This window comes from Flavobacterium psychroterrae (assembly GCF_018380615.1).
In the GTDB taxonomy this organism is placed as follows: domain Bacteria; phylum Bacteroidota; class Bacteroidia; order Flavobacteriales; family Flavobacteriaceae; genus Flavobacterium; species Flavobacterium psychroterrae.
This window is the reverse complement of the sequence record NZ_JAGYVZ010000024.1, coordinates 1-26,862: the sequence shown is the minus strand read 5'-3', so window position 1 is coordinate 26,862 and position 26,862 is coordinate 1. Positions and strand designations below refer to the sequence as shown.

Below are 26,862 nucleotides of genomic sequence, written 5' to 3'. Positions count from 1 at the left end.
CCAAAAGAAATAGAAATATTGTGGCACTTTAATTCATCATATACACAACGTTGATTAGATAAAACAGTACTTTTACAATAGGTAATGAATAAAAGCATGAAAAAAAAGAATGAGGATATTCTAAAATTAGATCACGTTGCACCTGCCGCAGTATATAAGGAACAATTTCACATTGTTCATCACCCCGCCAAATATCCTGTTACCGATGTTCCGCATCGCCATAATTTTTATGAAATATTATGGTTTCCAAAAGCAGACGGCATGCATTTTATAGATGATGCAACCTTTAAAATGACCGGAAATGATTTATTTTTGATTTCGGAAGGACAAATGCATTACTATCAAAACGTGGGCGAAATCCAGGGTTACATGCTTGTCATTAAAGATGTGTTTTGGGAAGATGCACAAAGCATTAATAATTTCAAAACATCACTTTTCAATCATTTGCTTATTAACGTTCATTTGAAATTATCGGATGAACGAGCAGCTGATATTACTGATTTGTTAAATAATATTTTAAAAGAATACAAACGCCCTGATTATATGGGAAAAGCAGAATTGATGACTTCGTACCTTAAAATATTACTAATTCGGATTAGTAATTTTCAGCAGGATATTGCTATGCCATCTTCGCATGCCAACAATAATGATTACATTTTATTTCAGCGTTTTATTGACCTTTTAGAACAGAAATTTACAAGCCATCATGAAGTTGCTTTTTATGCCAATGAACTTAACATCAGTACCCGAAAATTAGCAGACATTTGCAGATTGTACAATAGCCGAAACCCTAAAGAGCTTATTGACAACCGTATTCTGATCGCTGCCAAGCGCCAGCTTCAGTTTGATTCAACATTAATAAAAGAGATTTCAGCATCGCTTAATTTCTCAGATCAATATCAGTTTAGTAAATTTTTTAAAAAGCTTGCAGGTATTTCTCCTGTCGAATATCGAGTCCAATTTGCAAAAATTGACATCTAAAACTCCTATTTTACCATTTCTTAACCTTCAAATTGTCCTCAACTTTGCTTTGTAAAAAGAGCTAAAGATGAAAACAATACATTGTCACGTTACGTTAGCTCTTTCCTTAAAATCTAAATAGAGAAATTATGGAAATTCATGCTAAAAGTAATTCCGAAACTGCATTTGCCAGTATTGCAAAAGACAAACACAAAATTCTAATTCATTCCCACGGACATAGTTTTTTTAGTGATGAATCTGAAGAATCAGGTGGACATTCATTGGGAATGAATCCGCTTTCGCTTTTACTTTCCTCGTTGGCTGCCTGTACAGTTGCCACAATAAAAAGATACGCCGACAATCGTAGTTGGCATCTTGACGGAGCAGAAGTTAAAATTACTTTCAAAAAAGTCATTCAGAATGAGAGTGTCAGCATTTCAAAAGAAATAACATTACATGGGAAATTATCCCACGAACAAAAAATAAAACTTCAGGAAATAGGATCGCATTCTGCAGTACATCAAATATTAACTAATAATGTTTTTATTGATACAGAACTGTCAGAATAAAATCCATTTCATCTGATTTCACTTAAAATTCAATTTTCTAATACTTATTATTATGAACAATCAAATATACCTGTCTGCTGGTAATGCAGATTATATGAATGATTTATATGAACAATATAAAGAAGAACCATCCAATGTTGAATCCGGATGGCAACACTATTTTCAGGGTCTTGATCTTGGATTATCCATCAGGGCAAAAAATAATCCTTCGGCTTTTTCAGAAGAAGAAATTTCTACTACGCTTGCAACCGAAATGAAGGTTATGAACCTAATCGATGCCTATCGCAGACGTGGTCACTTATTTGCTAAAACAAATCCGGTACGCGAACGCAGACAACATTTTCCTGACATCAATCTAAAGGATTTTGGACTTGACGATCAAAATTTGGATGAATTATTTATTTCAGGAAGTGAAGTTGGACTTCCAAATGGCAGTTTAAGAGCTATTATAGATTTATTACAGCAAACATATTCTCAGTCTATTGGTGCAGAATATAAATACATTCGCGATCCGGAGAAATTAGCCTGGTTGCAAACCAAAATGGAAAGCACCAGAAACAGAACTGAATTTAATATTGAAGAAAAAAAACGAATTCTTGGTAAATTGAATCAGGCAGTTGTTTTTGAAAATTTTCTTCATACCAAATTCGTAGGTCAAAAACGTTTTTCGCTTGAAGGCACAGAAAGCCTTATTCCTGCTTTGGATGTAATGATTCAAAAAAGCACTGAACTTGGTGTAGAAGAAATTATAGTTGGCATGGGACATCGAGGCCGACTCAATGTTTTGTCTAATATAATCGGGAAAGATTATAAAAAAATATTCAACGAATTTCTAGGGAAAACGATCCCGATGGCCGTTTTTCAGGTGATGTTAAGTATCATCTTGGTTATAGCAACACAATTGAATTTTCGAATGGAAAGAAAATAGAACTCAATCTTGCTCCTAACCCTTCTCATCTTGAAGCTGTAGATGCAGTGGTTCAGGAACAGGTTCGTGCCAAAATTGACACTAAATACAAAGGCGACAGTAAAAAGATTATCCCAATAACTATTCATGGCGATGCCGCACTTGCAGGTCAGGGCGTTGTGTATGAATTACAGCAAATGTCTTTGCTTGAAGGTTATAAAGTTGGTGGAACTATTCATTTGGTAGTCAACAATCAGGTTGGTTTTACTACCGATTATAAAGATGCCCGTTCCAGTACGTATTGTACAGATTTGGCGAAAATTGTTTTGGCACCCGTATTTCATGTAAATGGAGATGATGCCGAAGCTGTATCACATGCTTTTAACATGGCTCTGGAATACAGACAAGCTTTCAGCGAAGATGTTTTTATTGATATCCTTTCGTATCGTAAATACGGTCATAATGAAGGTGATGAACCTAAATTTACCCAACCAGAATTATACAAAGCTATCGATACGCATCCGAATCCAAGAGAAGTATATATTTCTAAGTTATTAGCCGAAAAAAGCATTACTGAAAGTTATCCTGCTGAAATTGAAAATGTTTTTAAAGAAGAATTACAAATCCTTCTGGAAGAAGCTAAAACACAAGAAGGCCTCTCATTACCAAAATCAGCATTTACAGATGCTTGGGAAGGATTCGGATTTGCTGATGACAACACAATTGATTCTCCAACGCCGACAGCGATATCAGAAGAAGAATTATTAGAGATTGCTTCTAAAATTACAGCGTTGCCTACGCACGGAAAATTTCTCAAAAAAACAGAACGATTATTTGAAGCCAGAAAAAAAACAATAGAAACCAAAACATTTGACTGGGCCATGGGAGAATTACTCGCCTACGGATCATTACAAAAGGAAAATTTCGATGTTCGAATTAGTGGTGAAGATGTAGAACGCGGAACTTTTTCACACCGACATGCCGTATTGACTATGGAAGAATCAGGTGAAGAATACATACCCCTAAAGTCTTTAGGATCAGGTGGAAAATTTGAAATCTATAATTCTTTATTATCAGAGTATGCTGTACTTGGTTTTGAATACGGATATGCTATGGCAACGCCACAATCTTTGGTTGTTTCGGAAGCCCAATTTGGAGATTTCGTCAATACAGCACAAGTCATAATCGATCAATATATTGCGAGTGCCGAAACAAAATGGCAAATCCCTAATGGTTTGGTTTTACTATTACCACACGGTCTTGAAGGTCAGGGTCCGGAACATTCTTCGGCCCGAATTGAACGCTTTTTAGAGCTTTGTGCTGACGATAACATTCAGGTGGTAAATTGTACCACTCCGGCCAATCTTTTTCACGTGTTGCGCCGTCAACAGCATCGCAATTTTAGAAAACCACTCGTGATATTTACTCCAAAAAGCCTTTTACGTCATCCAAAATGTGTTTCGGCAATTGAAGCTTTTACAAAAGGACATTTTATGAAAATGATTGACGATGACTTTGTTGCGCCGGAAAAAGTGAAAAGAGTTTTATTTTCCAGTGGAAAAATTTATTACGATTTATTAGAAAAACAACAGGAAGATTCCAGAAACGATGTGGCAATTGTTCGTATAGAACAGCTTTATCCTGCTCCTCTAGCGCAAATGGAAAATCTGATGGCAAAATACCCAAATAGCGAAGAATTTGTATGGGTTCAGGAAGAAGCCGAAAATATGGGCGCATGGCCTTATTTATATAGAAAACTGTGTAAAAGCAATTTAAAACTGGAATTGATTTCACGTAAAGAAAGCAGCAGTACCGCTACAGGATATGCCAAAATGCACGAAAAACAACAGTTAGCAATCGTTGAAGCTGCGTTTTCTGACAAAAAAATAGCATAATAAAAATAAATCTAAAGAAACAATGTTAACCGATCTCATTAATAAAGACCTTAAAGTTCTGTTTTGTGGAATTAATCCCGGCTTAAAATCTGCCTGGGATGGACACCATTTTTCCGGACGAAGCAATCGTTTCTGGAAGGTTTTTCATCAATCTGGTTTTACGCCTTATCAAATTGAACCATCAAACGATGCCACTATTCTGGAATTCGGATATGGATTGACTACCGCCGTCGAAAGAGCAACGGCTCGTGCAGACCAGCTTTCAAAAGAAGAATTTGCCGATTCTGTAGAAATGTTTAAAATCAAAATGGCAGAATATCATCCGAAATATATCGCTTTTTTAGGAAAAGCAGCTTACATGGCTTTTTCAGGGAAAAAGAAACTTTTATGGGGATTACAAACGGAAGATTTCTGCGGAGCAAAGGTTTGGATTCTTCCAAATCCCAGCGGTTTAAACAGAGGATTTCCACTTGATCAACTCGTTACTTCTTATTCAGAATTATATCAATTTATTTCACAAACTAATAAAAACTAAAATGACAACCAATAAACAAATAAATAGTAAAATTGTTATACCGATAATGGCTATTGCATGCGGAATTATGATTGCAAATTTATATTACAATCAGCCTATCTTAAAAGATATGGCATTAGCAGCTCATGTAAGTGATGCGAAAATCGGAAAAATATCAATGCTCGCGCAGCTTGGATACGGATTAGGAATGTTTTTCATTATTCCTTTAGGAGATAAGCTTCGCAGAAAAAGTCTGATTCTGGGCATTTCTGCTCTGGCTTGTCTTGCTTTAATTCTAATATCTTTAAGCAGTTCATATGTCGTGCTTTGTATATTGAGTTTCTTAATCGGTATTTTTTCGACACCTGTGCAAATTATTCTGCCCATGTCAGCAACTTTGAGTACAGAAAACAGAGGTAAAACCGTCGGGAAAGTTTTTGCCGGAATTTTAGTCGGAATGTTGGCAGCAAGGGTATTTAGCGGCCTAATCGCTGACGCTTTTGGATGGCGCTATGTTTTTGGATTATCAGCCGTTCTTGTTTTTGTCTCAATGATTTTACTAAAGGCTTTTCTTCCGGATATTCCTTCTGCATTCAAAGGAAATTATTTAAGCTTAATAAAGTCAACGCTATCGATGATTCCAAAATATCCATTATTACGTCAAACCGCTTTATTGGGAGGTTTTACTTTCGGAATATTCTGTTCGTTTTGGACCACACTTACCTTTTTCCTGAGTGGCGAACCTTTTCACTATAGTCCCGGAACAATAGGCCTTTTTGGATTAGTTGCTATCGTGGGCGCTCTTATAGCACCTTACTTCGGGAAATTAGCAGATAATGGAGGTGCTTTTAAATCATTAGTACTAACCATTTCAATGATTATCGTCAGTATTATTTTACTGAAAATTTTTCCTTATTCAACAATGGTTTTGGCTTTGAGCATATTGATGCTCGATATAGGCGTACAAGCTACCCAAATAACCAATTTTACCAAAATATACAGTCTGCCTCAGCAGGAACACAACAGAATCAATACAGTTTATATGACTACCTATTTTGTTGGCGGAGCGATTGGAACCTTTTTCGGATTGTTGTGCTGGAGACTTGGCGGATGGGAATTAGCAACTTCACAGCTGTTGTTGTGGGGAATAATAGCAATAAGTATCGTATTAATATCAGAAAAAAGAAATAATAAAAAGAGTAAAGCAGAAAATGCAATAAAACCAATAATATAATCTGTTAGCATTCGCTGACAAAAAAATAAAGTCATGTCAAAAGCAGCAAAATTTATAGTGATCATTAATGAAACTATAACTTCAATGGAAAACAATTCGATCCTTTTTTATTCGAATTTATTTGGAAAATCTAACTCATTAGGAGAAAAATATGCTAACGAAAATCTTTCGGGGCAAAATTTCTCAAAAATACAAAATGATTTCTTGGTTGAAATATTAGCCATAGGCGAAGAGAAAAAACCATTATCTTTTTTAAAGATCGATTCAAGAAGACTTATTAATCAGAATCTTGAAGCAAACAAAGCAATTCGTGTGAGTGATATTGTTTATTTTAGTTTAGAAGACTTAATTTTACTTTTGAAACGTGCTGAAGAAGTTGCCGTTCAGAGAAGACACGATTTAATCTGGATCGAAGCTTTTGAAGTAGATAGTATTTTAATTAACACAGCACAATCTCTTGGATATGAAAGATTCGACTTTGAAGAGAGTTCTTATGACAAGGATTATCCAAAACGAATCTATTTCAAAAAACAAATTCATCAATCAATTTGATTGGTGAATTTGTTTTTTGAAAATTTAAACTTCTAAAAGCATATTTGTATTTATTAAAAGCATTAAATTAATTGATTTGAAACTACAATCATCCTATTATCTTAATCAAGAAGTACTTTTCCTGGCCAAAGATCTGCTGGGAAAAGTACTTTTTACTCAAAAAGAAGGACAAATTACGGCCGGTGTAATTGTAGAAACGGAAGCCTATTTTGGTGAAATAGACAAAGCCTCTCACGCTTACGGCGGAAGACGCACGAACAGAACTGAAATAATGTACAGTGAAGGTGGCGTTTCTTATGTGTATTTATGTTATGGCATTCATCATTTGTTCAATGTGGTGACTTCTGTTAAAGGCGAACCACATGCTGTATTAATACGAGCTATTGAACCGATGATTGGTACAGAAATTATGGAATTGCGACGTAACATGTCTATTAGTAAAAGTGCCATTTCATCTGGTCCGGGTTCGGCGGCGAAAGCTTTGGGAATTGATAATTCATTTAATCATAAAGATTTAGGCGGAGAAGAAATCTGGCTGGAAGATTATGGCATTAGATATCCGGAAGATGATATTATAGCGTCGCCGAGAGTTGGTGTTGCGTATGCACAGGAAGATGCCTTTTTACCTTGGAGGTTCTTCATTAAAGGCAATAAATATGTCAGTAAGCCGAATAAGATTTAAACTGATTTTTTACCGCAAATAGCGCTAAGATTTACGCCAGGTTCGCAAAGCTTTTTAATATTAAGCTTTGCGAACCTGGCGTCTTTTCTTTTTATACTTTGCGTTTAAATTAAGCTGCTTTTTCAAGAGAAAAATTTAAAATTAGGCGTACCCTTTCTTTCTTTTTTCTATTACGAGTGTAAAATTTGAATAGTAAAGGAATAATAGCAATTAACAAAGCAAGTGCGAGTAATACAAGAGCAAACAAAGTAAAAATAGCTCTATTAGTTAACAACTGACTTTGTAAATTAACTGCCTGTGATAAAGCAGAATTTGCCAAAGCAGCAGCTTGATCTGCTGAAAATCCTTTGGAAGCATAAATTCCTTTATTTGAATTTAGCCATTCTGTTGTATTTGGATTTTCTGATGTAACATAACCCAAAAATCCTTCTTTAAAATATTGATTATAATATATTTGCAAATTATAAAATCCGGCAAATGAATTTAGAGTTGCCGTAAAACGAGTATAAGCTGCAATGATCAAACCGCTGCTTCCTGTATGTCCAGGAGCTGATGAAAGAACAAAGATCATTATCGGAACAAACAAAAGTCCTGAAGCGGCTCCCTGCACAAACACAGGAACGAGTAAATCTGTGAAAGATAAGTTTGGCGTTAACAAAAAGGACATCCACAAATTGAACAATCCCAATAATGCAAATCCTGGCGCAAAAAAAGCATGAACCGATACTTTTTTAGTAACAATGAAACGAATCGAAAGTACCAGAAAAAGCACCATTCCGGTCATATTGCAAGCTGCCAATATAATGATTTGAAGCGTACTCCATTTCAATACACCACCTGCATAATTGTAAATAAGGTTTATACTGTCTTTTCCACCATAATAAATCGCCAATATACAAAGCCCGACAATAAAATTGCGGGATTTAAAAACGCTTAAATGAACAACTGGCCTTTTTGCAATATGCTGTCTATAAGAGAATAAAGCAATACCTATTATAGCAATGAAACTACTTACACATATTCTTGAATCAGTAAACCAGTAATATTTTGATCCATAAAGAATAGTATAAGCTCCGGCAAGAGCTGTACAGCCAAACACAATCATTCCGGCGAAATCAATCTGATATAAAGGATAACGTCTAAACCCCGATTTACGTTTTAGAAATAATAAAACTACTACTAACATGAGTATCTGAAAAAATATCAAACAATAATACGTCCATTTCCAATCTGATGATTCGACTAAAACTCCTGAAACCATTGCAATCAAAACCGTATTACTGAGCATTGTTCCGTAAAATACTGCAGATCCTACGGGTCTGGCACGTTCCGGATGCAGTCTCGAAAAAATTAATGTTAACGTACAAACAATAATATTCCCGGCAAAAACACCTTGAACGAAACGGATACATAAAAACAAGAAAATATCCTGACAGTGGATACAAAGTACATTCAGTATTATGGCCGTCATAATATTAAACAGCAAATAACTTCGCGTTTCAAAATAACGTAAAAAGCGAAATTGCACCGGCAAAATAGTTATAATACCGGCGTAAGTAGCCATTACTGCAAACCAAATATCTTCGGGTTGTGCACCAAGATAAGAAACCATATAGTTTTGAGTCAGCACGAACATTCCCAATTGAACAAGTGCAGACAAAAGCAACAGGAACAATCCAATACGCGATACCCACTCCCAGCCTGCTACCCAATCCTTAAAATAGACAGATTTCATGATTATGATCTTTTTTTAACCGCAACAGTTACATTCATTCCTCCCATAATCCTTTCCTCCTGTTTATCTAAAAACTCGATTTTTACCGGTACTCTCTGAATAATCTTAACAAAATTTCCTGTAGAATTATCTGCAGGCAAAAGCGAAAAGCGTGATCCCGTAGAACCTGCAATAGCAACAATTTTCCCTTTAAAAACCTTATTTTCTATTGCATCTATATGTATTTCTGCAGGTTGTCCCACGTACATATTTTCTACCTGCGTTTCTTTGTAGTTGGCGATAATCCATTTTTCTTTTTCGTTAATAATACTAACTAATGGCTGTCCCAATTGAATCTGTTGGCCTTCTAAAATATTTTTACGTCCGAGTCTTCCCGAATAAGGTGCTCTGATAATCGTATACGATAAATTAAGTTTTGCCAGTTTCAATCCAGCTTCTTTTCTTTTAATATCAGCCTGCAGCAATGCAAAATGAGTTTTTAATTCTGTTATTCGCACCTCGCTTGTTTTCAATATATTTTGTGAAGCACTATAATCACTTTCTGCCACATCATAATGTGCTTTAACCTGCTCGAATTCTGCACCGGTTACAGCCTCTTCTTTTACAAGATTTGCATAACGTTTTATGTCCTGTTGCTGCTGAATATATCTGGCATGAGCCGATTTAATCTGATCGCGGTTGACGCTTGTTCCTGTTTCAGCAGATTGTATACTTGCCTGAAGAACCGTTAATTGTGCACGTGCATCTTCTGCAGCGGCTTCTGCAACTTCTAGTTGGGCCATATATTCCCTGTCATCCAATATAACAAGTGTGTCACCCTGTTCTACCAATTGATGCTCGTTAAACCGAACGCTTTTAATATATCCACCAGCTCTGGCTGAAACCGGATTTATGTAAGATTCAACCTGAGCGTCATTCGTTTCTTCATATTTTGAGCTGTAGTTCCAGTAATGGAAGAAATATCCGGAACCCAATACAATAATTAGCAACGCTATTACTTTGATGGCGATATTTCCAGGGTGCAGCTTATGATTCTTTGTTTTCATTTTTTGAGTGTTTTACAAATTTCCGCTTGTGTATAAAATATGATAGTAAATAGCCAGAGCATCTGTTTGGGCTTTCACCACATTCAGTCTTGATTCCTGATAAAGATTATCAGCATCAAGTAAATCGGTTAATAAGGAAAGCTGATTGAGATATTTTGTATTTACAATACCAAAGTTGACTCTGGCTTGTTCTACAGATCTTTCATTTACTGAAATTCTTCGAAGTGCTTCGATATATTTGATATAATACGATTTAACCTCTATACGAACATGATCAGTATGTGCCTCATGCTGCATTTCTAATTCGTTTACCCTTAGTTTAGTTGCTGTGACCTTACTTTTATTCTGATAAAGTGAAGAAATACTGTACTGCATTTTTAGTCCCACAAAACCAAGAGAATAGGCTTGGTTAACCGGAGGAAAAAATAAATAATTAGGATAATTCACTCCATAGTTGCTATAAAAGGTCAGACTTGGCTTGTTATTACTTTTGACGCCGCTTAGTCTTGCACGTTGGGTCTCAATATTTTCAGCTGATTTTTGTACATCAAAAGAAGAAACTTCGGCATTTTCAATAAAAGGTTTCAACGACATTATATCCGGTTTAGACATTCCAGCCGAATCCGTTGGAAGAATAACTACAGAATCCGGAACATTCATTAAATTGACCAATTTTTGGTTGGCGATTAGAATATCATTTTCGTTTTGCTGCAAGGAAAGTCCAACATTCGACAATGCCACTTCTGCACGAAGCACATCACTTTTGGTTACTTTTTGATTTCTGTAAAGCGAATAAATGTTGTTAACCCTGGTCTCTGCCCGTTTAAGCTGATCGAGAATAAATTTATGAAGTTCATTAAGTCTAACTAAATCAAGATACTGTGTTGCAGTCTGCAAAGCAATATTTCCTGAAATTTCGCTGGTATTTAATCTGGCGAGTTTAAGGCGTGAAGTTTGCTCTTTTTGTACCGCCTGTTGTTTTCCACCATTGTAGATGTTAAACAAAACATCAATTCCTAAAGCGGCACTATTAGGTGTTGGTTTTCTTGGCCCAGATGTGGAGTGGCTCAATCCGTCGGTGTAGAGTGTCAAATCGGAAAAACGCTGATAGGAACTTCCAACATTTATAACAGGCAATGCAGCTGCATAAGTATCTTTTTGATCTTCATTTGCTGCCTTCTGCTCAATATATGCTGCATGAACCCATTTGTTTTGGGCTTTTGCAAATTCAACTGTTTCTGCTAATGAAAGTTTATACTTTTCCTGCGGAACATCCTGAGCCTTAATGCTATTAGAAAGGATTAAAAAGATAAACAACCATATGGAAGTGAGGAATAAAAATCTGTTATTTTGGTTAAAAACATGCACTCTTAAATCAAGTGATACAATATAATTTTTTGAATTTTTCATAACGAAAACCTTTAAAGTTTTAATTAGACAAAATTCCGTTAATTAGAAGGCATAAAGTCGCCAATTTCACCTCATTGTTCGTCGAAATGGCGTAATTTTAAGAAAATTATAATTCTCAATTTAATTGAATCTTTTTCTATATTCAATTGGCGACAACTTTGCATTAGCTTTAAAAAATTTTCCAAATACAGACTGGTCTGAAAAATTCAACATCTCGCTAATTTGTGAGACGGTAAGTATTTTATTCTGAAGTAAAACTTTTGCTTCCAAAATTATGGCATCATCAATCCATTTTCCTGCAGATCTGCCTGTTATCTTTTTAATAGCAGCTGATAATGACTTAGGAGTTAAATAAAGATGTGCGGCATAAAAATCAAGTTTATGTTCTTGCATATAATTTGCATTTAATAATTGCCTGAATTTGGCAAATAAAGGATGGTCCTTTAAAGTTGAAGAGGCTTCTGAACTAAGTGCTCTGTAATACGAATCAATTTCATAAACTAATGAAAAAATGTAATTGCGAATTAATTCATCTTCATAGAAATTTCCAGCAAGTTTTGTCAATTGAATGAGTTCGAAGACTTTGTTAATTTTAGTGTAATAAGATTCTTTTAGTGGTAAAACATGAAGTCCATTATTTCCAAAAAAATCATATTTAAAAAGGAAAAAGAGATCGGAATATCGTTCCAACAGAAAGGTATCTTTAAAAAAAATCACTTCCATTTTTAAAAGATCACTGCTTTTGGTAAAGTACCGTATAACATTTGGTCCCAATGTAACTATTGACGGGCCTTCAATATCCCATGAGAATAATCCTGCAGTAAGTTTTACACCGCCTTCTTTTATATAGGCAATAGCATAACTTTCAGCACGATAAGGTTCTTCATGATAAGGAAGATTTCCTGATCCCACAAAAAGATAGTCTTTTCTACTTTCGGGTACTGAAAAAAGCTGACTGTGTCTTGAAAGTGAAAAAGTTTTCATATGTTTTTCAATTAATATACTTCGTTTAACATAAGCGAGAAAGTTGTTATTCTATACTAAATATATGACAATACTTATTACCTGATAGTGTATATGCCAATGATATAATTCAATTATAATATACTACAAATCGCTAAGTTAAGAATTGGCTTTTTAAATCACACGTTCGCTTATTCGAATGTGATCTAAGTCACGTAATAATTTTTAGCATCAGCTGTTCCTTTGTGTTGTCGCCTTTAATAATTTAAAGTTGCCATTTATATAAAAAATAAGCCCAATGGATATTATAGAAATTAATAAAGTTTTGTCAAATCAAGTACGGATAAACATTCTTAAATGGCTAAAATTTCCTAAAGAAAATTTTCCGTCGCCACTACCGTTTCCTGATTTTGGTGTTTCTGTGGGTCTGATACATAAAAAGGCTGGACTGTCCCAATCAACCATATCAGAATATTTGAATATGTTACATAGATGCAACCTTTTAATTTGCACCAGAAATGGAAAATCAACCTATTATAAAAGAAATGAAAGTGAAATTTTAAAATATTTAGTAACATTGTCAAATGAACTTTGATCTATTGGAAAAGTTTTTAATTTATTATTAAGATGGCATAAAAGAAACTAAACTCACACGAATTTTAATTAATCCCCAACAAGACATCCAAACCAAATTACTGAAGCCATGCAAAGACATGCCCTACCAGTAGTAAGCCAATCTCTTTAAATCTTCAATAAAATTTATAGAAATTTGTCCCGTCCCTGTCACTTAACAGCCAAATGGCGCCAATTGAAGACAACTGAGCCTTTTTTTTTATTGTAACCTGACTAATTTATTATGCTAAGGAGCCGTAATATGCCATCTTTTATTACATCAATATAAAAAGGTGCGTATTTAATAAAGCTGAAAGTCCACTACATCAATTGGGTTTCAATGTGCAGTTTTCTAAAACAAAAAGGCCTCTCCAGTGGCCCTAGCCCCGATAGCAGTGGAAATCCTTTTGTGCCGGGGTTCGGCACAAAAGATGGAACGAATAGCGGGAAAAAGCTCCAAAAAAACAACATTAAAACCAAAACAATTTAACCTACCTCCCTGATTACCTAATAGCTATTTTATAAATGCAGCCCATTATTCTGTAAAAAAAATCACAACTATCGCTTTACATTTGATAAAGGACAACCCGCAAAGGACAGAGAAGTGAAAAATGGCGGCAGGCACGGCAGTACCGGCCAACCTGCCCGAGGCACCCCCTTTAAAAAACGAGAGTAAAAACTTAATTTAAAAAATAAAATCATGAATTCAGATACAAAGGAAAGTAAAGGTCAGGATGACCAGAATTTTCATTATTTCCTCAACATCACCGTAACTAAGTGTAAATCTTAATTTAAAATACACTGCCTGAAGAATGATATATTTTGGATAACAATGACCTTTAGTATTCATTTTTTGATGGGTTTAAAATTATAAAGATAAAGTTATTCCTAAATGCGACAGAACCAAAATAGCACTTAGTTGCAATACTATGAAACAATCAAAATTATCATTACATTAACACTTTATTTTTTTAAAAGGCTTCTTTAGCCCTAACTTTGCATTTCTACAATATCATTCAATAAAATGTTCGCAAAACAATTTTCAAAAGCAAAACAAATCCTAATACTGGGGCAGGAAAAATTAACCCGAAAACAGTTTATATTTCTATCAAGTGTATTAATTGGAATTTTATCGGCCTTTGCCGTAATTTTTTTAAAAAGCTTCGCTCACTCGGTATATTCATTTGCAACGTACATTAACAGCACACTAAAATTAAGTTTTATTAACAGCATTCTGCCTATTATTGGTATTCTTTTGACTGTTTTTGTTGTTAAAAGAGTATTGGGAGGAACCTTAGAGAAAGGAACTTCTCAAATTTTATATATAGTGGCACGAAAAGCCAGCATTATTCCCAAAAAACAGATGTATGCACAGATTATTACCAGCTCCCTTACCGTGGGACTTGGAGGATCTGCAGGTCTTGAAAGCCCAATTGTGATCACCGGCGCGGCTTTTGGCTCCAACTACGCCCAGCAGTTCAAATTAAGCTATCAGGAACGCACGCTTTTAATAGGTTGCGGGGTGGCAGCCGGTATAGCCGCTGCGTTTAATGCCCCTATAGCCGGAGTGCTTTTTGCCATTGAGGTATTACTGGTAGACGTTACTATTTCGGCCTTTACCCCCATCATGATTGCAGCTGCTACCGGAACACTGGTTTCCACCATAGTTCTTAATGAGAATATATTATTGACTTTTAGAGAAAAACAAACTTTCGACTACCATAATATTCCCTTTTATGTTTTAATGGGGCTGTTTACCGGATTTATTGCTGTTTTTTACGCCCGTAAATTTTTAAAAACCGAGCACTATTTTGCCCATTTACAATTTGGCATCTATAAAAAAGCATTAATCGGAGCCTGCATTTTAGGGCTGATGATCTTTATATTTCCTACGCTTTTTGGAGAGGGATACGAAAGTATCAAAACCCTGGCTGATAAAAATCCTGGGAAACTTCTTGAAAATACGCTCTTTGAAGATTACGCCGACAATAACTGGGTCCTGCTGGCTTTTGTAGGTTTGTCCATGACACTTAAGGCTTTTGCTTCGGGGATTACCCTGGGAAGCGGCGGTAATGGAGGTAATTTTGCTCCTTCGCTTTTTCTTGGCTCTTATGCAGGCTATTTTTTTTCGAAATTTTTAAATCTTACAGGCCTTACCGATCTGCCGGTGAGTAATTTTACACTTGTGGGTATGGCAGGGATTCTAAGCGGGCTTTTTCATGCACCTCTTACTGCTATTTTCCTTATTGCAGAAATAACCGGAGGTTATGATTTAATGATTCCTCTGATGATTGTAGCCTCTGTGAGTTTTGCTGTTTCAAAGCGTTTTGAAAAACATTCCCTGGATGTAAAGAATCTGGCAAAAAAAGGAAATGTTTTTACCAGCAACAAGGATACTAATATTCTATGCACGCTGGAAATCGAAGATCTTGTCAAAAAAGATTATCTCACTGTAGAAATGAATCAGGACCTTGAAAATGTTGCCGAGCTTTTAGCGCACTCCGACCAGGTTATTTTTGGTGTCGTAAATAAGGAAAATGATCTGCAAGGACTTGTTTATTTTAACGATATACGGGAAGTAATTTTCGATAACCTCAAAACTAAAAATATCATAGTGCGAGATATTATGGTCCAGCCTGTTGAAACTGTATATATCTTTGACAGCATGGAAACCGTTATGAATAAATTTGAAAAAAGCAATAAAGTATTCCTGCCTGTGCTTAAAAATGGAAAATATTATGGTTTTATAACCAAGTCAGACGTATTGGAGTCCTACAGAAACAGGCTGAAATCGATGATTTTTGAATAAAATCTTATCTTGCGAATAAGGTTAATTCCAATTCTAGCCCCATATTAATTAGCAGATTCTCCCAATAGTTACCCGAATTAATCTTAACTTAGCTACACTTGTCCCTAAAATAGGGTTTATAGATACTAATTTTAGAGATTATGAATAAAATCACAGATTTACTCAACCTTCGCGATGGAGAAGATGACAGGGCGAAAACATTAGAGGCTGTTAAGAAAAACATAACCTTCAAAGGAGCAAACCTTTGGATTTTGGCCTGTGCCATCATAGTTGCTTCGGTGGGATTAAATGTAAACTCAACGGCTGTTATCATTGGAGCAATGCTGATTTCCCCTCTTATGGGACCAATAGTAGGAGCCGGATTTGCCCTTGGTATTTACGATTTTTCATTACTTAAAAAGTCACTCAATAATCTGCTTATTGCAACTGTGGTAAGTCTGGTAGTTTCAACCTTATATTTTTACCTGAGTCCCTTCAAGGACGTCCAGTCCGAATTACTGGCCAGGACCTCCCCTAATATCTATGATATCCTTATCGCCTTTTTCGGGGGTGTTGTAGGGGTAATTGCCGTTACAAGATCTGAAAAAGGGAATCCAATTCCGGGAGTTGCTATCGCAACGGCGCTTATGCCGCCATTATGCACGGCCGGATACGGGCTGGCTACGGCGCAATGGACCTTTTTCCTTGGTGCGTTTTATCTCTATTGCATCAACTGCGTATTTATAGGAATCGCTACATTTTTAATTATTAAATCCCTTAATTATCCGGCAGTCAAACAGGTAGATGAAATACATCAAAAACGCGTAAAGTATACCATTGCTTTTTTAATAACAGTTATGCTGGTACCCAGCGGTTATCTTGCTTACTCCCTTTACAGGGAACAGCAGTTTAAAAAAAATGTCAATCTTTTCATTGAGAGTGAATTCACCGATAAAGGATATACTATAGTATATAAAAAAACCGATTTTAATTCTAAAAGCAAGAAGCTGGAACTCGCTTTCCTATCCAGACGTTTTTCTAAATTAGAGATCAAAGATCTCATCAACAGGCTAAACCATAACAAATACCTCACAGGTACCCAATTGCAGATTCGCCAGGACAGCACCGATCGTTTTAATACGCTAAAGGGTGATATCCTGAATCAGATTAAAAGCAGTGAAAATGAAATGAATGTTAAAGATGTCAAGATCATGCAGCTGGAAAAAGAACTGAACAAAAACAAATTTGACAACCGCCAGATTTTAAAAGAAACCAGGGTCTTATTTCCTGTTATAAGTTCACTCGCCATAACAAAAACTACATTAATCAATCAGAAGGACAGCACCAGTATCATAACCGCTGTTATCTATGATGCCGGTAAAGATCTTAATAAGGCTGAAAATCAAAAATTGCAAAAATGGCTTAATGAAAGACTATCAGTTAAAGATGTAGAGCTTTTCAGGAAGCCTTAACTATTCTGAAAAGTCTTTTTCTGCTTTTTATTGTACAGACTCAAAATACAGAATCCTAAAATACCGGCAATTGTGGAGGCAATTAGTATGGCGAATTTGGCCTCATTCTGATGCAGTATGTCCTGAAAGGATAGTAAGGCAATAAATATAGACATTGTGAATCCTATTCCACCCAATAGGCCAAGTCCCAGTACATGCATCCAGGTCGTAGATTCGGGAAGCGCTGCGATTTTTAATTTTACCGATAACCATGACATTATAAAAATACCAATAGGCTTCCCCAGAAATAATCCAAGAATAATACCAAGTCCGAGATTACTTGCAAGACCCCCTACCATGGCAGACTCAAAAGTGATATTGGTATTGACAAGGGCAAAAATGGGCATGATAATAAAATTAACAGGACGCGTGAGTGTATGTTCTAATTTTTCAAGCGGAGAATCAGTATCTTCCTCATTGGTTGGTATTGTCATCGCCACAAGTACTCCGGCTATGGTAGCATGTATTCCTGAGTGATGAATAAAATACCAGATAACCACTCCAGGTATCAGGTAAAAAAGCAGGTTTTTAATCCCCATCCGATTAAAGATTATCAATAAAACAAACAATGCCCCTGAATATCCCAGATAGACAAAATTCAATTCTGAGGAATAAAATATGGCTATGACTAAAATAGCAATAAGATCGTCTACAATAGCCAGCGCAGCCAGAAATATCTTAAGTCCCGAAGGTACCTTACTGCCCAAAAGGGATAAAATTCCCAGTGCAAAAGCAATATCAGTAGCCATAGGAATCCCCCAGCCTTTTGAAGTCAGCGAATCCCCGCTGTTAAAAAAGGCATAGATAAGAGCAGGAACCAGGACTCCGCCGACTGCGGCGAGAACCGGCAGAGAGGCCTGCGAAAACGAAGAAAGCTCCCCTTCTATTATTTCCCTTTTTATTTCCAGTCCCACAAGAAGAAAAAAGACAGCCATCAGTCCGTCATTTATCCATAGTAAAACCGGATAACGAAGGTGTACTGCACCTGTATTAAAACCAAGTTCTATATTAAGAATTTCTTTAAAACTATCCGACCAGCCTGAATTAGCAATCAAAAGCGATACAAGTACGCAGATCAGTAAAAAAATTCCGCCTGCAGAAGAGGAACGGAAGAAATGAGAAAATATCTTAAGGTTTATGAGTTTTGCCATAAATACAAATTTAGCTTTTCAAAATTGCCTCTGCAAATATTTAGATTGAGAAAAATTGTATTTTTTTAATATCCAACTGTTTCTTTCAAATAGCACCTTTTAGGCTTGCGTTATTTTATTATAATCATCTAATGATTTATTAGGATCTGCGGTGGCGTATTCATTTTCCGGTTCAGGAATGACATGAATTTTTGAATCACTTAACGATATTATTGCCGAACAAACATATATCCCAATCTTGCCCTCACTATATTTAAAATCCAATAAAGTCATCCCATATATTCGAGCATCATTACCCCTGAGAGGATTTCAGAAGACGGATTTACTTTATCGAGATCCTTATACTTAGGGGCTGTTCCATGCGTGGCTTCAAAAATAGAAACCCCTGTGGCGTAATTAATATTGGCACCGGGCGCTATGCCTATTCCTCCCACTATAGCGGCCAGAGCATCTGAGATGTAATCACCGTTAAGATTTAGTGTAGCAATCACATCATACTGATCGGGCCTTAAGGGGGAAGGACATAGAAAAGTACCTTATAGAGAATGATCCTTCAAAGGGGTCTCAAACGGATATGGATACCCAAAAAAGCGATGAGGCTCAAAATAATTCCTTCGAAACTATAGCGCCCGAAAAGGATAATCCAGTTGAGAGGGAATTCGAAATTGGGCAGCTTGGCCGTGAGGAGCTAAAAGAAGATGAACGCGCCAGGGATGAATCAACTCATGGTGCACCGCGCAATACTAAACCTTCTGGGCGAAAATTCTAATGTACTGAGATCAAGGAAATGTAATAGGATTAAATAAGCCAGTGAGAGTAGATAATGCCAATGAAATTACATAATAGCTAAAGGCATTCAAAAAAATCCCCGCCTGTAAATTATATAACACCATAAAGGCAATAATCCCCTACTTTTACCCGTTACAATCCAGCAGCAAAAACAGCGCATAAAAGCAATAGCATATCAGGGCCTGCCCCTGTAAAGGAGATTACAAGAAATGAAGAAGTTTGAAATAAAAAATGCAGATGGCAACCAATGGCTGGTATCCCACAACGAGTTCCCGAAATTCACCTGCTGCTTTGAGAATAAAAAATTCAATTACCAAAGAACCATAACAGGACTTTCCGACCCCATAGGCGATCCAGATGAAATCCAATTACTGCAGAAAATGGAAAAATGGCTCCGGGAGTACCATAAGGAGAAAATAAACGGATGAGCATAAAAAATTAAAGGCGCAGGTGATTCACCAGGTATCTTTTTGTAATCAGTCCATCTCATTTGGATCTGTTTATTCCCTAAAGACTCCTAAAATTATAAATTCAGGAAAGTACAGATGCGTATTATACAATTACCAGCATCAAAGCTATAAGAAGATCCCTTTATTAAAGGTCACCTTTGAATACGAAAATTATAAGTAAACATAAAATGGAAGATTATGTTTATGGACACCCCGCCATGTACATAACTGTATGTGGCGGGTTTTCCATTTCATTCTTTCATTATATCAAATACCCTACAACGTTTTTTTCGTAAATTGCATTAATTACATCAAAGTGTTACCATGCTGTCAGGGAAATTAAAAAAAATATGGAATTAACAGAATAAATTAAAGCTTCAGTAACATGCTGCTCCAATCGGTCAATTATAGCTATACAACCAAACTAAAAATGGCTGTACTTTTTTCTCCAGATAAAATACAACACCAGAATACAGCGCCAATAGTCAAAATACAATCTATTACTCATTGTGTCGGATATTGATTACTAAAAAACAAGCGCGATATTCTAAATTTATTTATAAAAAGTAATCCGGATGTTAAACAGATTGATTTGTTTATTTTTTCCAAAATAAAGTTAAACAAATTATTTGCTTTTTTATAACTTAGCAATACAGCGAGAGAAGATTCTATGGAGTGCAACAAAAAAACCTATGTTGTAATTGTACAAAACTTTTCCGATTTTCTATAATAGTAATCTCAAATAACACGCTAGCTTCGTAACCACCAAAAACAGATAGCCATGTACCGACATATGAGTCTCTTAAAAGATATCGTTGACAATACCCCTTTGCCAATTGCCGTATATTCAGGGGATGAGCTTAAAATAGAACTAGCCAATACCGCGATGATCAAAGCCTGGGGCAAAGGTGATCAGGTACTGGGAAAAAACTACCTTGAGGTACTTCCCGAGGTCAAAAAAGAAGATTTTTACCAGCAGGCCACAACAGCGCTTAAAACCGGCATACCCTTTCATGCCAAGGATAAAAAAGTAGACCTTGTGATCGACGGGGTGCTTAAAACACACTATTTCAACTACAGCTTTATTCCCCTTGTTGATCCCAACGGCCATATCTACGGAGTGATGAACACCGGGGCCGACGTGACCGATATACACCTGGCAAAACTGCAGTTGCAAAGCGCTCAGGAGAGGCTCCGCATTGCAATAGACTCCTCGGGCATGGGAACGTATGAAATTGATCTTGCCACCAGAAAAGTAAAGACCTGTGGGAATTTCAACAACATAGTCGGCATTGAGGGGGAAGTATCAAATGAGCAGCTAATTGCAAAACTACATCCAGCAGATTTACCCCTACGCGAACAAGCACATCAAGATGCCCTGAGTACAGGGATCGTATCTTATGAGAGCAGGATTATAAGCAAGGATAAGACCTCCCGCTGGATTAAAATTAACGGCAGGGTCATCAAAGATGACAATGGCAATGATACGGCCATTATCGGCATTATCCAGGATATCCATGAACATCGGGAATTTGAGGATGAACTCAAAAGACAGGTCGCCCAAAGTACCGAGGAGCTCAGAAGATCGAATGACGATCTGCTGCATTTTGCCAACGTAGTGAGCCATGATCTTCGGGAACCGGTCAGAAAAATTAAAATTTTCAATACCCTGCTTCGAAATGAAAAAGATACTAAATTTAATGAGAGCTGCAAAAAATACCTTACAAAGATTGACCAGTCAGCGCTAAGGATGAACAATATCATAGAGGGCATTTTAAGCTACTCAACAATCGATAAATCCCAGCAGTCTATTGGGGATATTGACCTGTCGGAAGTTATTGAAAACATAAAAACCGACCTGGAGCTCATCATCAAGGAGAAAGGCGCCATACTCAATGCAACAGTGCTCCCTGAAATTGAAGGTGCACCGATTCTCATTACACAGTTATTTTATAACCTGATACAAAATGCGCTTAAGTTCTCCAAAGCAGACCAGCCTCCGCGTGTTATTATTACCAGTGCCTTGGTCACTATTAACGGCGAGGATGCAGTGAAAATTACCATCAAGGACAATGGAATAGGTATGGATCCTGCATTTGCCGAAAGGATTTTCACAGCCTTTGAGAGATTAAATTCCAAAGACCAATATGAAGGAAATGGTCTGGGACTAGCACTTTGCAGAAAAATAGCTAAAAGGCACAACGGCACCATAACGGCCACGGGCGAGAAGGATAATGGCGCTGAATTTACAGTTACACTACCTCTGAAACAGACCAAAGCTAACATTTAAAATTTAAATATACAGGAGATTTGTACTAAAATGGATCCTTTGAAAAAAATCACATTCTTTTTTTTAATTTTCCTTTTACAGCGGGAAGAGTTCCTAAAAAATAAATCCTAATAATATACACCACATCCATAAAACAAAAAAAAGGCATCTGCGGGGTGCAGATGCCTTTTATAAGCTAACTGTTATAGTATATTATGCTATCACTACGTTTACTGCGTTTGGACCTCTGCGGCCTTCTTCAATGTCATATCGAACTTCATCGTCTTGACGAATGTTTTCTGATAGACCTGAAACATGAACAAAAACTTCGTTTCCTCCATTGCTAGGAGTTATGAATCCGAACCCTTTTTCTTCATTGAAAAATTTTACTGTACCCTCTTGCATTTTAATGTATTTAATTACCCATAGGTACCCTTTTAAAATTAGAACTGGCTGAAATTGAGATTTTTATTCTAAATATTATTTCTGCATCCCAAAAATATGGATAAAAGTGTATTATAATTACAATACGCAATGAGAAATACTATTATCTAGTCCTTATCGGAAATATTCTTTTCAGAAACAAAAAATATATTTTTAACCGGATTTATCAAAACTTTTGTCCAGTGCAGTAGGAATACTTTTTTCAGAATCAAAATAAAGCCGGTAAAAGAACTTGGTTTCTGCACATATAGGTTTGCCCCTTTGCTGAAAGTCTCTTCAATATCATTGGGGTGACTTGAAGTCGAAAGCATAACCGCTGGGATATCCTTTAGCTTTTGATCACTCTTTATTTCTGCCAGCGCCTCCTTGCCTCCTTTAACGGGCATATTGATATCTATAAAAACAATATCAGGATTTGGTTCATCCGGATCTCTCAGGGTGCTCAATAATTCCTCTCCGTTCTCTACCGTAGTTACTTCAGAAGGGATATTTGCTGCATCAAGAGCTTCCAAAAAAAATTCCTGATCATCCTTGTCATCCTCGGCCAATATAATTTTTACCGGCTCTTTTTCTTCCAAATCATTAGAAGTTAGGGCAGAATTTTTAGGACTTGTCATATTGAAGCGGTTTTACAATCACCAAAAGTAATATATAAATGCTTAATAAAAATTTCAACAAAGCAGTAATATTAAAATATAGGGATTTTTTGATTTAGCCTTCACAGAACATAACCGCTAGGGCATTAATTATATTGGAGTTGTACAATCATTATTCTTAAATTGTGTAACATAACTTGCCGGGCACCGCACTACCTTAGTATCAACCATAAAGCCAATAAATGTGCAGACCAATATAATTTTTCTACAAGATATACTACAACATACTCCAATACCCACTGCAGTTTATTGTGGTGATGATTTACTAATTTCTTTTGCAAATACCGCCATGCTTACTTTATGGAATCAAGGGGAGCATGTGATTGGCAAAAAGTTTACCGATATCATTGCGGATTTTTACAAAGATTCGATTAGCGAACAAATTCTTACGGTAATGAAAACGGGAATATCTTTTCAGTCCAATGACAAAAAACTTGATGTCCTTATAAATGAAGTATGGACACCACTTTTTTTTAACTATAATTTCACCCCACTTCGCAATGAAAAAGGAGTTGTTTACGGCGTGGTACATACCTGCACAGAAGTCACTAAATTACATGAAGCCACAAGTCAAATAGTGAATTCCGATGAAATGCTAAGCATGGCAATAGAAGCCTGTGGCATGGGAACCTATGAAATCGACATAATAACAAACAGGATCAAAACTTCTGATAATTTTAAAAAACTATGGTCGATCGACTCTGAAATTACTGTACAGTCACTGGCATCTAAACTGCACCCGGATGATCGCTGCCTTCAGGAAAAAGCCCATAAAGAGGCCCTTGAAAACGGAGTAGTCTGCTATGAGGCCAGAATTATACAAAAAGACAACTCGGTGAAATGGGTTAAGGTTTTTGGAAAAATCATAAAAGATGAAAAGGGTGATCCCTCAACAATCCTAGGAATTGTTCAGGATATACATAATCAAAAAGAAATTGAAGCAGAACTCAAAAGAAAGATTCAGGAAAGTACACTGGACCTCCGGCGATCTAATGATGACCTGCTGCATTTTGCCAATGTAGTGAGCCATGATCTTCAGGAGCCGGTGAGAAAAATTAAGATCTTCAATAACATGTTAAAAAATGAGATCGCAAAGCAGCTGCCGGACCGCTCTGTTACGCACTTAAATAAAATTACCCATTCTGCAAATCGTATGCAGTGCATTATCGAAGGGCTCCTTGCCTACTCTACAATAGACAAAAGCACCCAGCCTGTTGAAAAGATTTTCCTAAACGATTTATTGGAGAACATCAAAACAGATCTGGAGCTTATAATAAAAGAAAAAAATGCCATTTTAATAGTAAGTGATCTTCCTGAAATCCAGGGAGCCCCTATTCTTATTCATCAACTATTCTACAATCTTATCCAAAATGCGCTCAAATTCACAAAAGCCAACCAGTCTCCACGAGTTATTATTACATCAGCTATAAAGAATATCGATTCGGTTGAATCTGTTGAAATTTCCTTCAGAGACAATGGTATCGGGTTGGATCCTATGTATGCACAAAAAATATTTGCTGCTTTTGAAAGACTTCATTCCAAGAATGAATACGAGGGAAACGGGATTGGCCTGGCACTCTGCCAAAAGATAATTAACAGGCACAATGGAACTATAATGGCTAAGGGAGAAAAAGAAAATGGTGCCGAATTTATAGTTACCCTTCCTCTTAAACAGACTTCCGAAAGTATCTAGAAATAGCTATTGCTTCATAGAATATAATTACAATAAAATATTGTTGCGACCTAAACTATTGGCTTTATTTCCAGATATATCTGTTCTTGTTAAAAAATTACACTTCGATTTTTATTATTACAATTTTGAAGTATTTTTTTTAAACCTCATTATTACAAGCATGTGTATTTGACTTAAGCGTTAAATAAACAAATTGATACAATAAGGCAACAATCCCCAACGGGACATCCAAACCAAAATACAAAAGCCACCTAAAGACAGCCTCTACCTCCAGTAAGCCAATATCTTCAAATCTTCCAAAAATTTTATAGAAATTTGTCCAGTCGGGGTCACCACACTGCCAAAAGGCGCCAATTGAAGACAATTGGCGCCTTTTTTTTAAAAAAACTTTTAATCAATACATTACTTAATTTTTTGTTTTCGTTTCCTTTTTTTATAGGACATAAACGACAAAATATTTTACGACAAAATATTTTATTTTTTACACCTCCTGTAAATTAGAAATACAATAATTAGGTTCAATTTTACCTTCTCCAAAGACAAAATTTGCCCCGCGACAACCCTAGCCCCGATAGCAGTGGAAATCCTTTTGTGCCGGGGTCCGGCACAAAAGATTGCAACGCATAGAGGGAAAAAGCTCCTGAAAAATAATCCTAAACCCAATAAAAATATTAAATACAATTGGCGATGCTAATCATCCCCGATTAGATTCCCCTAACAATTCCTGATACCCGATTAAACCTATCTGACTGATTACCTGATAGCTATTTTATAAATCACGATCATAGCTTAATGTAAAACTAAACTTAAAATATACAGACTGCATATAATAGACTTCGGACAGCACTGCCCTTTGGTATCCATAAGTTTAAGAATTTAAAAAAGGTAAAGATAAAACTTAGCTAAAGAAGTGAGAGAACCCGCTACTCCATTTTCATGCTGTTTGCGTTTGCGTTTTTTTAAAATCATGACCATTTCTTTTGAAAAATTTTATTGACGGAATATAGAACTTATATTAGAGATTCTAACTGTTTGAAAATGCTTTCAATTTTATTTCGTCCTTAAGACCTGAAAAATCCTTGGAAAAGTACATCTCAAGAAAGTGTCGACACTCATCCCAATTAACAAATTTTGTTTGTATCTTTTTATCTTGATTTTCTCCGTAAATAAGGAACAAATCTAAATCTTTATGGATCTTAAGAACATATTCCTTGTCATTATATCCCACCCAGAAAGTAGCGTGTTCTTTGCCAATTTTAATTATTTCTTCAATTGCAATATTAGTATCTTCAATTGTTGCATTATCTACTGATTCCCCCCAACCTTTCTCTATCCAAAATTTTGTAGCCATATTATCATTTTAAAATCTTGCCTAATTTATTTAAAAATACGACTACATATGCTAAAGTTTATCATAAATCTTTTTGCTGTATTAGCTGTATTTGTTTACTTAATTTTTTTAAAAGTATATATTAGGAACAAAAAAAAGGTATTTCTGCAAAATCAAATGAACTTGTATCATGGTCAAAATATATCCACATTAGCCTAATATCCAATAATCAATTTAATTTAATGTTTACCTTTTAAAAGTCCCAGATTGCCACTTTCCTGTAATCTGCAATATGAATGGTTGTCAAACAACCATCTATCTTGCCCATGCATTAATTACTTGTCAATGCATTCTAAACGCTTATTACATTTAAACTTTTAACAATTACGTGCACAAGGGCATATGTAACTAAAAATCATTAAGGCCGTAAATTATTAATCCTGAAATTGATATAAAAAGTATCCAAAAAATAAGCTGGCTTAAGATTGACAATAAAAAAGTTTTAGTTTTGGACAATTTATTAAAGAATTGAATGTTTGTCCAAAATGCAAAAACAACATCAATAAAATATATTAAAATTCATTGTTGTCCGATAAAAAAAGAAGCCAAAAAGATGGCTTCTTTAAATGAATCGTAAATTTGTGTTTCGACATACAAAATACGATGAGTAAAAGTAATTATTTTTCTAGTAAATCTGTTTTCG

At 35.9% G+C, this 26,862-nt stretch carries 24 protein-coding genes; 14 read left to right on the top strand and 10 right to left on the bottom strand.

The genetic code is table 11. From position 1 onward, the window contains the following. Nucleotides 1-96: 96 nt before the first annotated feature. The 8 genes from KHA90_RS20390 to KHA90_RS20360 all read left to right on the top strand — a co-directional run bounded on the left by KHA90_RS20390 (nt 97) and on the right by KHA90_RS20360 (nt 7,313). Entirely contained in the window at nt 97-981 is an 885-nt protein-coding gene (locus KHA90_RS20390) for an AraC family transcriptional regulator (RefSeq protein WP_213305690.1), read from the top strand. 128 nt (nt 982-1,109) lie between these two features. Further along, entirely contained in the window at nt 1,110-1,529 is a 420-nt protein-coding gene (locus KHA90_RS20385; RefSeq protein WP_213305687.1) for an OsmC family protein, read from the top strand. 52 nt (nt 1,530-1,581) lie between these two features. Beyond that, entirely contained in the window at nt 1,582-2,457 is an 876-nt protein-coding gene (locus KHA90_RS25485; RefSeq protein ID WP_317197406.1) for a 2-oxoglutarate dehydrogenase E1 subunit family protein, read from the top strand. Beyond that, the gene (locus tag KHA90_RS20380) at nt 2,349-4,331 is read left to right on the top strand and encodes a 2-oxoglutarate dehydrogenase E1 component (protein ID WP_317197407.1); all 1,983 of its coding nucleotides are present in this window, start codon (nt 2,349-2,351) and stop codon (nt 4,329-4,331) included. Before KHA90_RS25485 ends, KHA90_RS20380 begins: the two co-directional genes overlap by 109 nt. Before the next feature lie 22 nt (nt 4,332-4,353). Then, entirely contained in the window at nt 4,354-4,866 is a 513-nt protein-coding gene (gene mug / locus KHA90_RS20375; protein WP_213305684.1) for a G/U mismatch-specific DNA glycosylase, read from the top strand. 1 nt (nt 4,867) lies between these two features. Then, nucleotides 4,868-6,079, top strand: coding sequence for an MFS transporter (locus tag KHA90_RS20370; RefSeq protein WP_213305681.1), 1,212 nt, complete (start codon nt 4,868-4,870; stop codon nt 6,077-6,079). 33 nt (nt 6,080-6,112) lie between these two features. After that, nucleotides 6,113-6,631: a hypothetical protein gene (locus KHA90_RS20365; RefSeq protein ID WP_213305679.1), complete on the top strand. Its 519-nt coding sequence runs from the start codon at nt 6,113-6,115 to the stop codon at nt 6,629-6,631. Nucleotides 6,632-6,707: 76 nt separating this feature from the next. After that, nucleotides 6,708-7,313, top strand: coding sequence for a DNA-3-methyladenine glycosylase (locus KHA90_RS20360; protein WP_213305676.1), 606 nt, complete (start codon nt 6,708-6,710; stop codon nt 7,311-7,313). Nucleotides 7,314-7,422: 109 nt separating this feature from the next. On the opposite strand, the gene KHA90_RS20355 is transcribed toward KHA90_RS20360, so the two are convergent. The 5 genes from KHA90_RS20355 to KHA90_RS25740 form a co-directional block, all read right to left on the bottom strand. Then, entirely contained in the window at nt 7,423-9,048 is a 1,626-nt protein-coding gene (locus KHA90_RS20355; RefSeq protein WP_213305673.1) for an MFS transporter, read from the bottom strand. Between the two features lie 2 nt (nt 9,049-9,050). After that, entirely contained in the window at nt 9,051-10,094 is a 1,044-nt protein-coding gene (locus tag KHA90_RS20350) for an HlyD family secretion protein (protein ID WP_213305670.1), read from the bottom strand. Nucleotides 10,095-10,106: 12 nt separating this feature from the next. Further along, nucleotides 10,107-11,504, bottom strand: coding sequence for a TolC family protein (locus tag KHA90_RS20345; protein ID WP_213305667.1), 1,398 nt, complete (start codon nt 11,502-11,504; stop codon nt 10,107-10,109). Between the two features lie 120 nt (nt 11,505-11,624). Next, nucleotides 11,625-12,488: a helix-turn-helix domain-containing protein gene (locus KHA90_RS20340; protein ID WP_213305664.1), complete on the bottom strand. Its 864-nt coding sequence runs from the start codon at nt 12,486-12,488 to the stop codon at nt 11,625-11,627. A gap of 312 nt (nt 12,489-12,800) precedes the next feature. Next, nucleotides 12,801-12,932: a hypothetical protein gene (locus tag KHA90_RS25740; protein ID WP_317197405.1), complete on the bottom strand. Its 132-nt coding sequence runs from the start codon at nt 12,930-12,932 to the stop codon at nt 12,801-12,803. Between the two features lie 1,171 nt (nt 12,933-14,103). On the opposite strand from KHA90_RS25740, the gene KHA90_RS20335 reads away from it, so the two are divergent. Both KHA90_RS20335 and KHA90_RS20330 read left to right on the top strand, forming a co-directional pair. Continuing rightward, nucleotides 14,104-15,888, top strand: a complete 1,785-nt coding sequence (locus tag KHA90_RS20335; RefSeq protein ID WP_213305661.1) for a chloride channel protein — start codon at nt 14,104-14,106, stop codon at nt 15,886-15,888. A gap of 140 nt (nt 15,889-16,028) precedes the next feature. Then, a complete protein-coding gene (locus KHA90_RS20330; RefSeq protein ID WP_213305658.1) occupies nt 16,029-17,339 on the top strand; it encodes a DUF389 domain-containing protein in 1,311 nt (436 codons plus the stop codon). Here the strand turns inward: KHA90_RS20330 and nhaA are convergent. After that, nucleotides 17,336-18,529: a Na+/H+ antiporter NhaA gene (nhaA, locus tag KHA90_RS20325; protein ID WP_213305655.1), complete on the bottom strand. Its 1,194-nt coding sequence runs from the start codon at nt 18,527-18,529 to the stop codon at nt 17,336-17,338. The two genes, KHA90_RS20330 and nhaA, sit on opposite strands and share 4 nt — an antisense overlap. A gap of 269 nt (nt 18,530-18,798) precedes the next feature. Next, nucleotides 18,799-19,020, bottom strand: a complete 222-nt coding sequence (locus KHA90_RS20320; protein ID WP_449536187.1) for an isocitrate/isopropylmalate family dehydrogenase — start codon at nt 19,018-19,020, stop codon at nt 18,799-18,801. A gap of 83 nt (nt 19,021-19,103) precedes the next feature. Here KHA90_RS20320 and KHA90_RS20315 point away from each other — a divergent pair, with 83 nt between their 5' ends. From KHA90_RS20315 to KHA90_RS20305, 3 genes are all read left to right on the top strand, one after another. After that, the gene (locus KHA90_RS20315) at nt 19,104-19,298 is read left to right on the top strand and encodes a hypothetical protein (protein ID WP_213305652.1); all 195 of its coding nucleotides are present in this window, start codon (nt 19,104-19,106) and stop codon (nt 19,296-19,298) included. A gap of 229 nt (nt 19,299-19,527) precedes the next feature. Further along, on the top strand, nt 19,528-19,746 hold the full coding sequence (locus KHA90_RS20310; protein WP_213305649.1) for a hypothetical protein: 219 nt from the start codon (nt 19,528-19,530) through the stop codon (nt 19,744-19,746). 802 nt (nt 19,747-20,548) lie between these two features. Further along, nucleotides 20,549-22,057, top strand: coding sequence for a PAS domain-containing sensor histidine kinase (locus KHA90_RS20305; RefSeq protein ID WP_213305646.1), 1,509 nt, complete (start codon nt 20,549-20,551; stop codon nt 22,055-22,057). A 192-nt stretch (nt 22,058-22,249) separates the two neighbouring features. Here KHA90_RS20305 and KHA90_RS20300 read toward each other — a convergent pair whose 3' ends face one another. Continuing rightward, on the bottom strand, nt 22,250-22,441 hold the full coding sequence (locus KHA90_RS20300; RefSeq protein WP_053471281.1) for a cold-shock protein: 192 nt from the start codon (nt 22,439-22,441) through the stop codon (nt 22,250-22,252). Nucleotides 22,442-22,587: 146 nt separating this feature from the next. Beyond that, nucleotides 22,588-23,097 carry a response regulator gene (locus tag KHA90_RS20295; protein ID WP_213305643.1) on the bottom strand — a complete coding sequence of 170 codons (510 nt, stop codon included), beginning with the start codon at nt 23,095-23,097 and terminating at the stop codon, nt 22,588-22,590. 223 nt (nt 23,098-23,320) lie between these two features. On the opposite strand from KHA90_RS20295, the gene KHA90_RS20290 reads away from it, so the two are divergent. After that, nucleotides 23,321-24,829, top strand: a complete 1,509-nt coding sequence (locus tag KHA90_RS20290; RefSeq protein WP_317197404.1) for a PAS domain-containing sensor histidine kinase — start codon at nt 23,321-23,323, stop codon at nt 24,827-24,829. Nucleotides 24,830-25,853: 1,024 nt separating this feature from the next. Here KHA90_RS20290 and KHA90_RS20285 read toward each other — a convergent pair. Next, nucleotides 25,854-26,180, bottom strand: a complete 327-nt coding sequence (locus tag KHA90_RS20285) for a hypothetical protein (protein ID WP_213305640.1) — start codon at nt 26,178-26,180, stop codon at nt 25,854-25,856. Between the last annotated feature and the right edge of the window lie 682 nt (nt 26,181-26,862).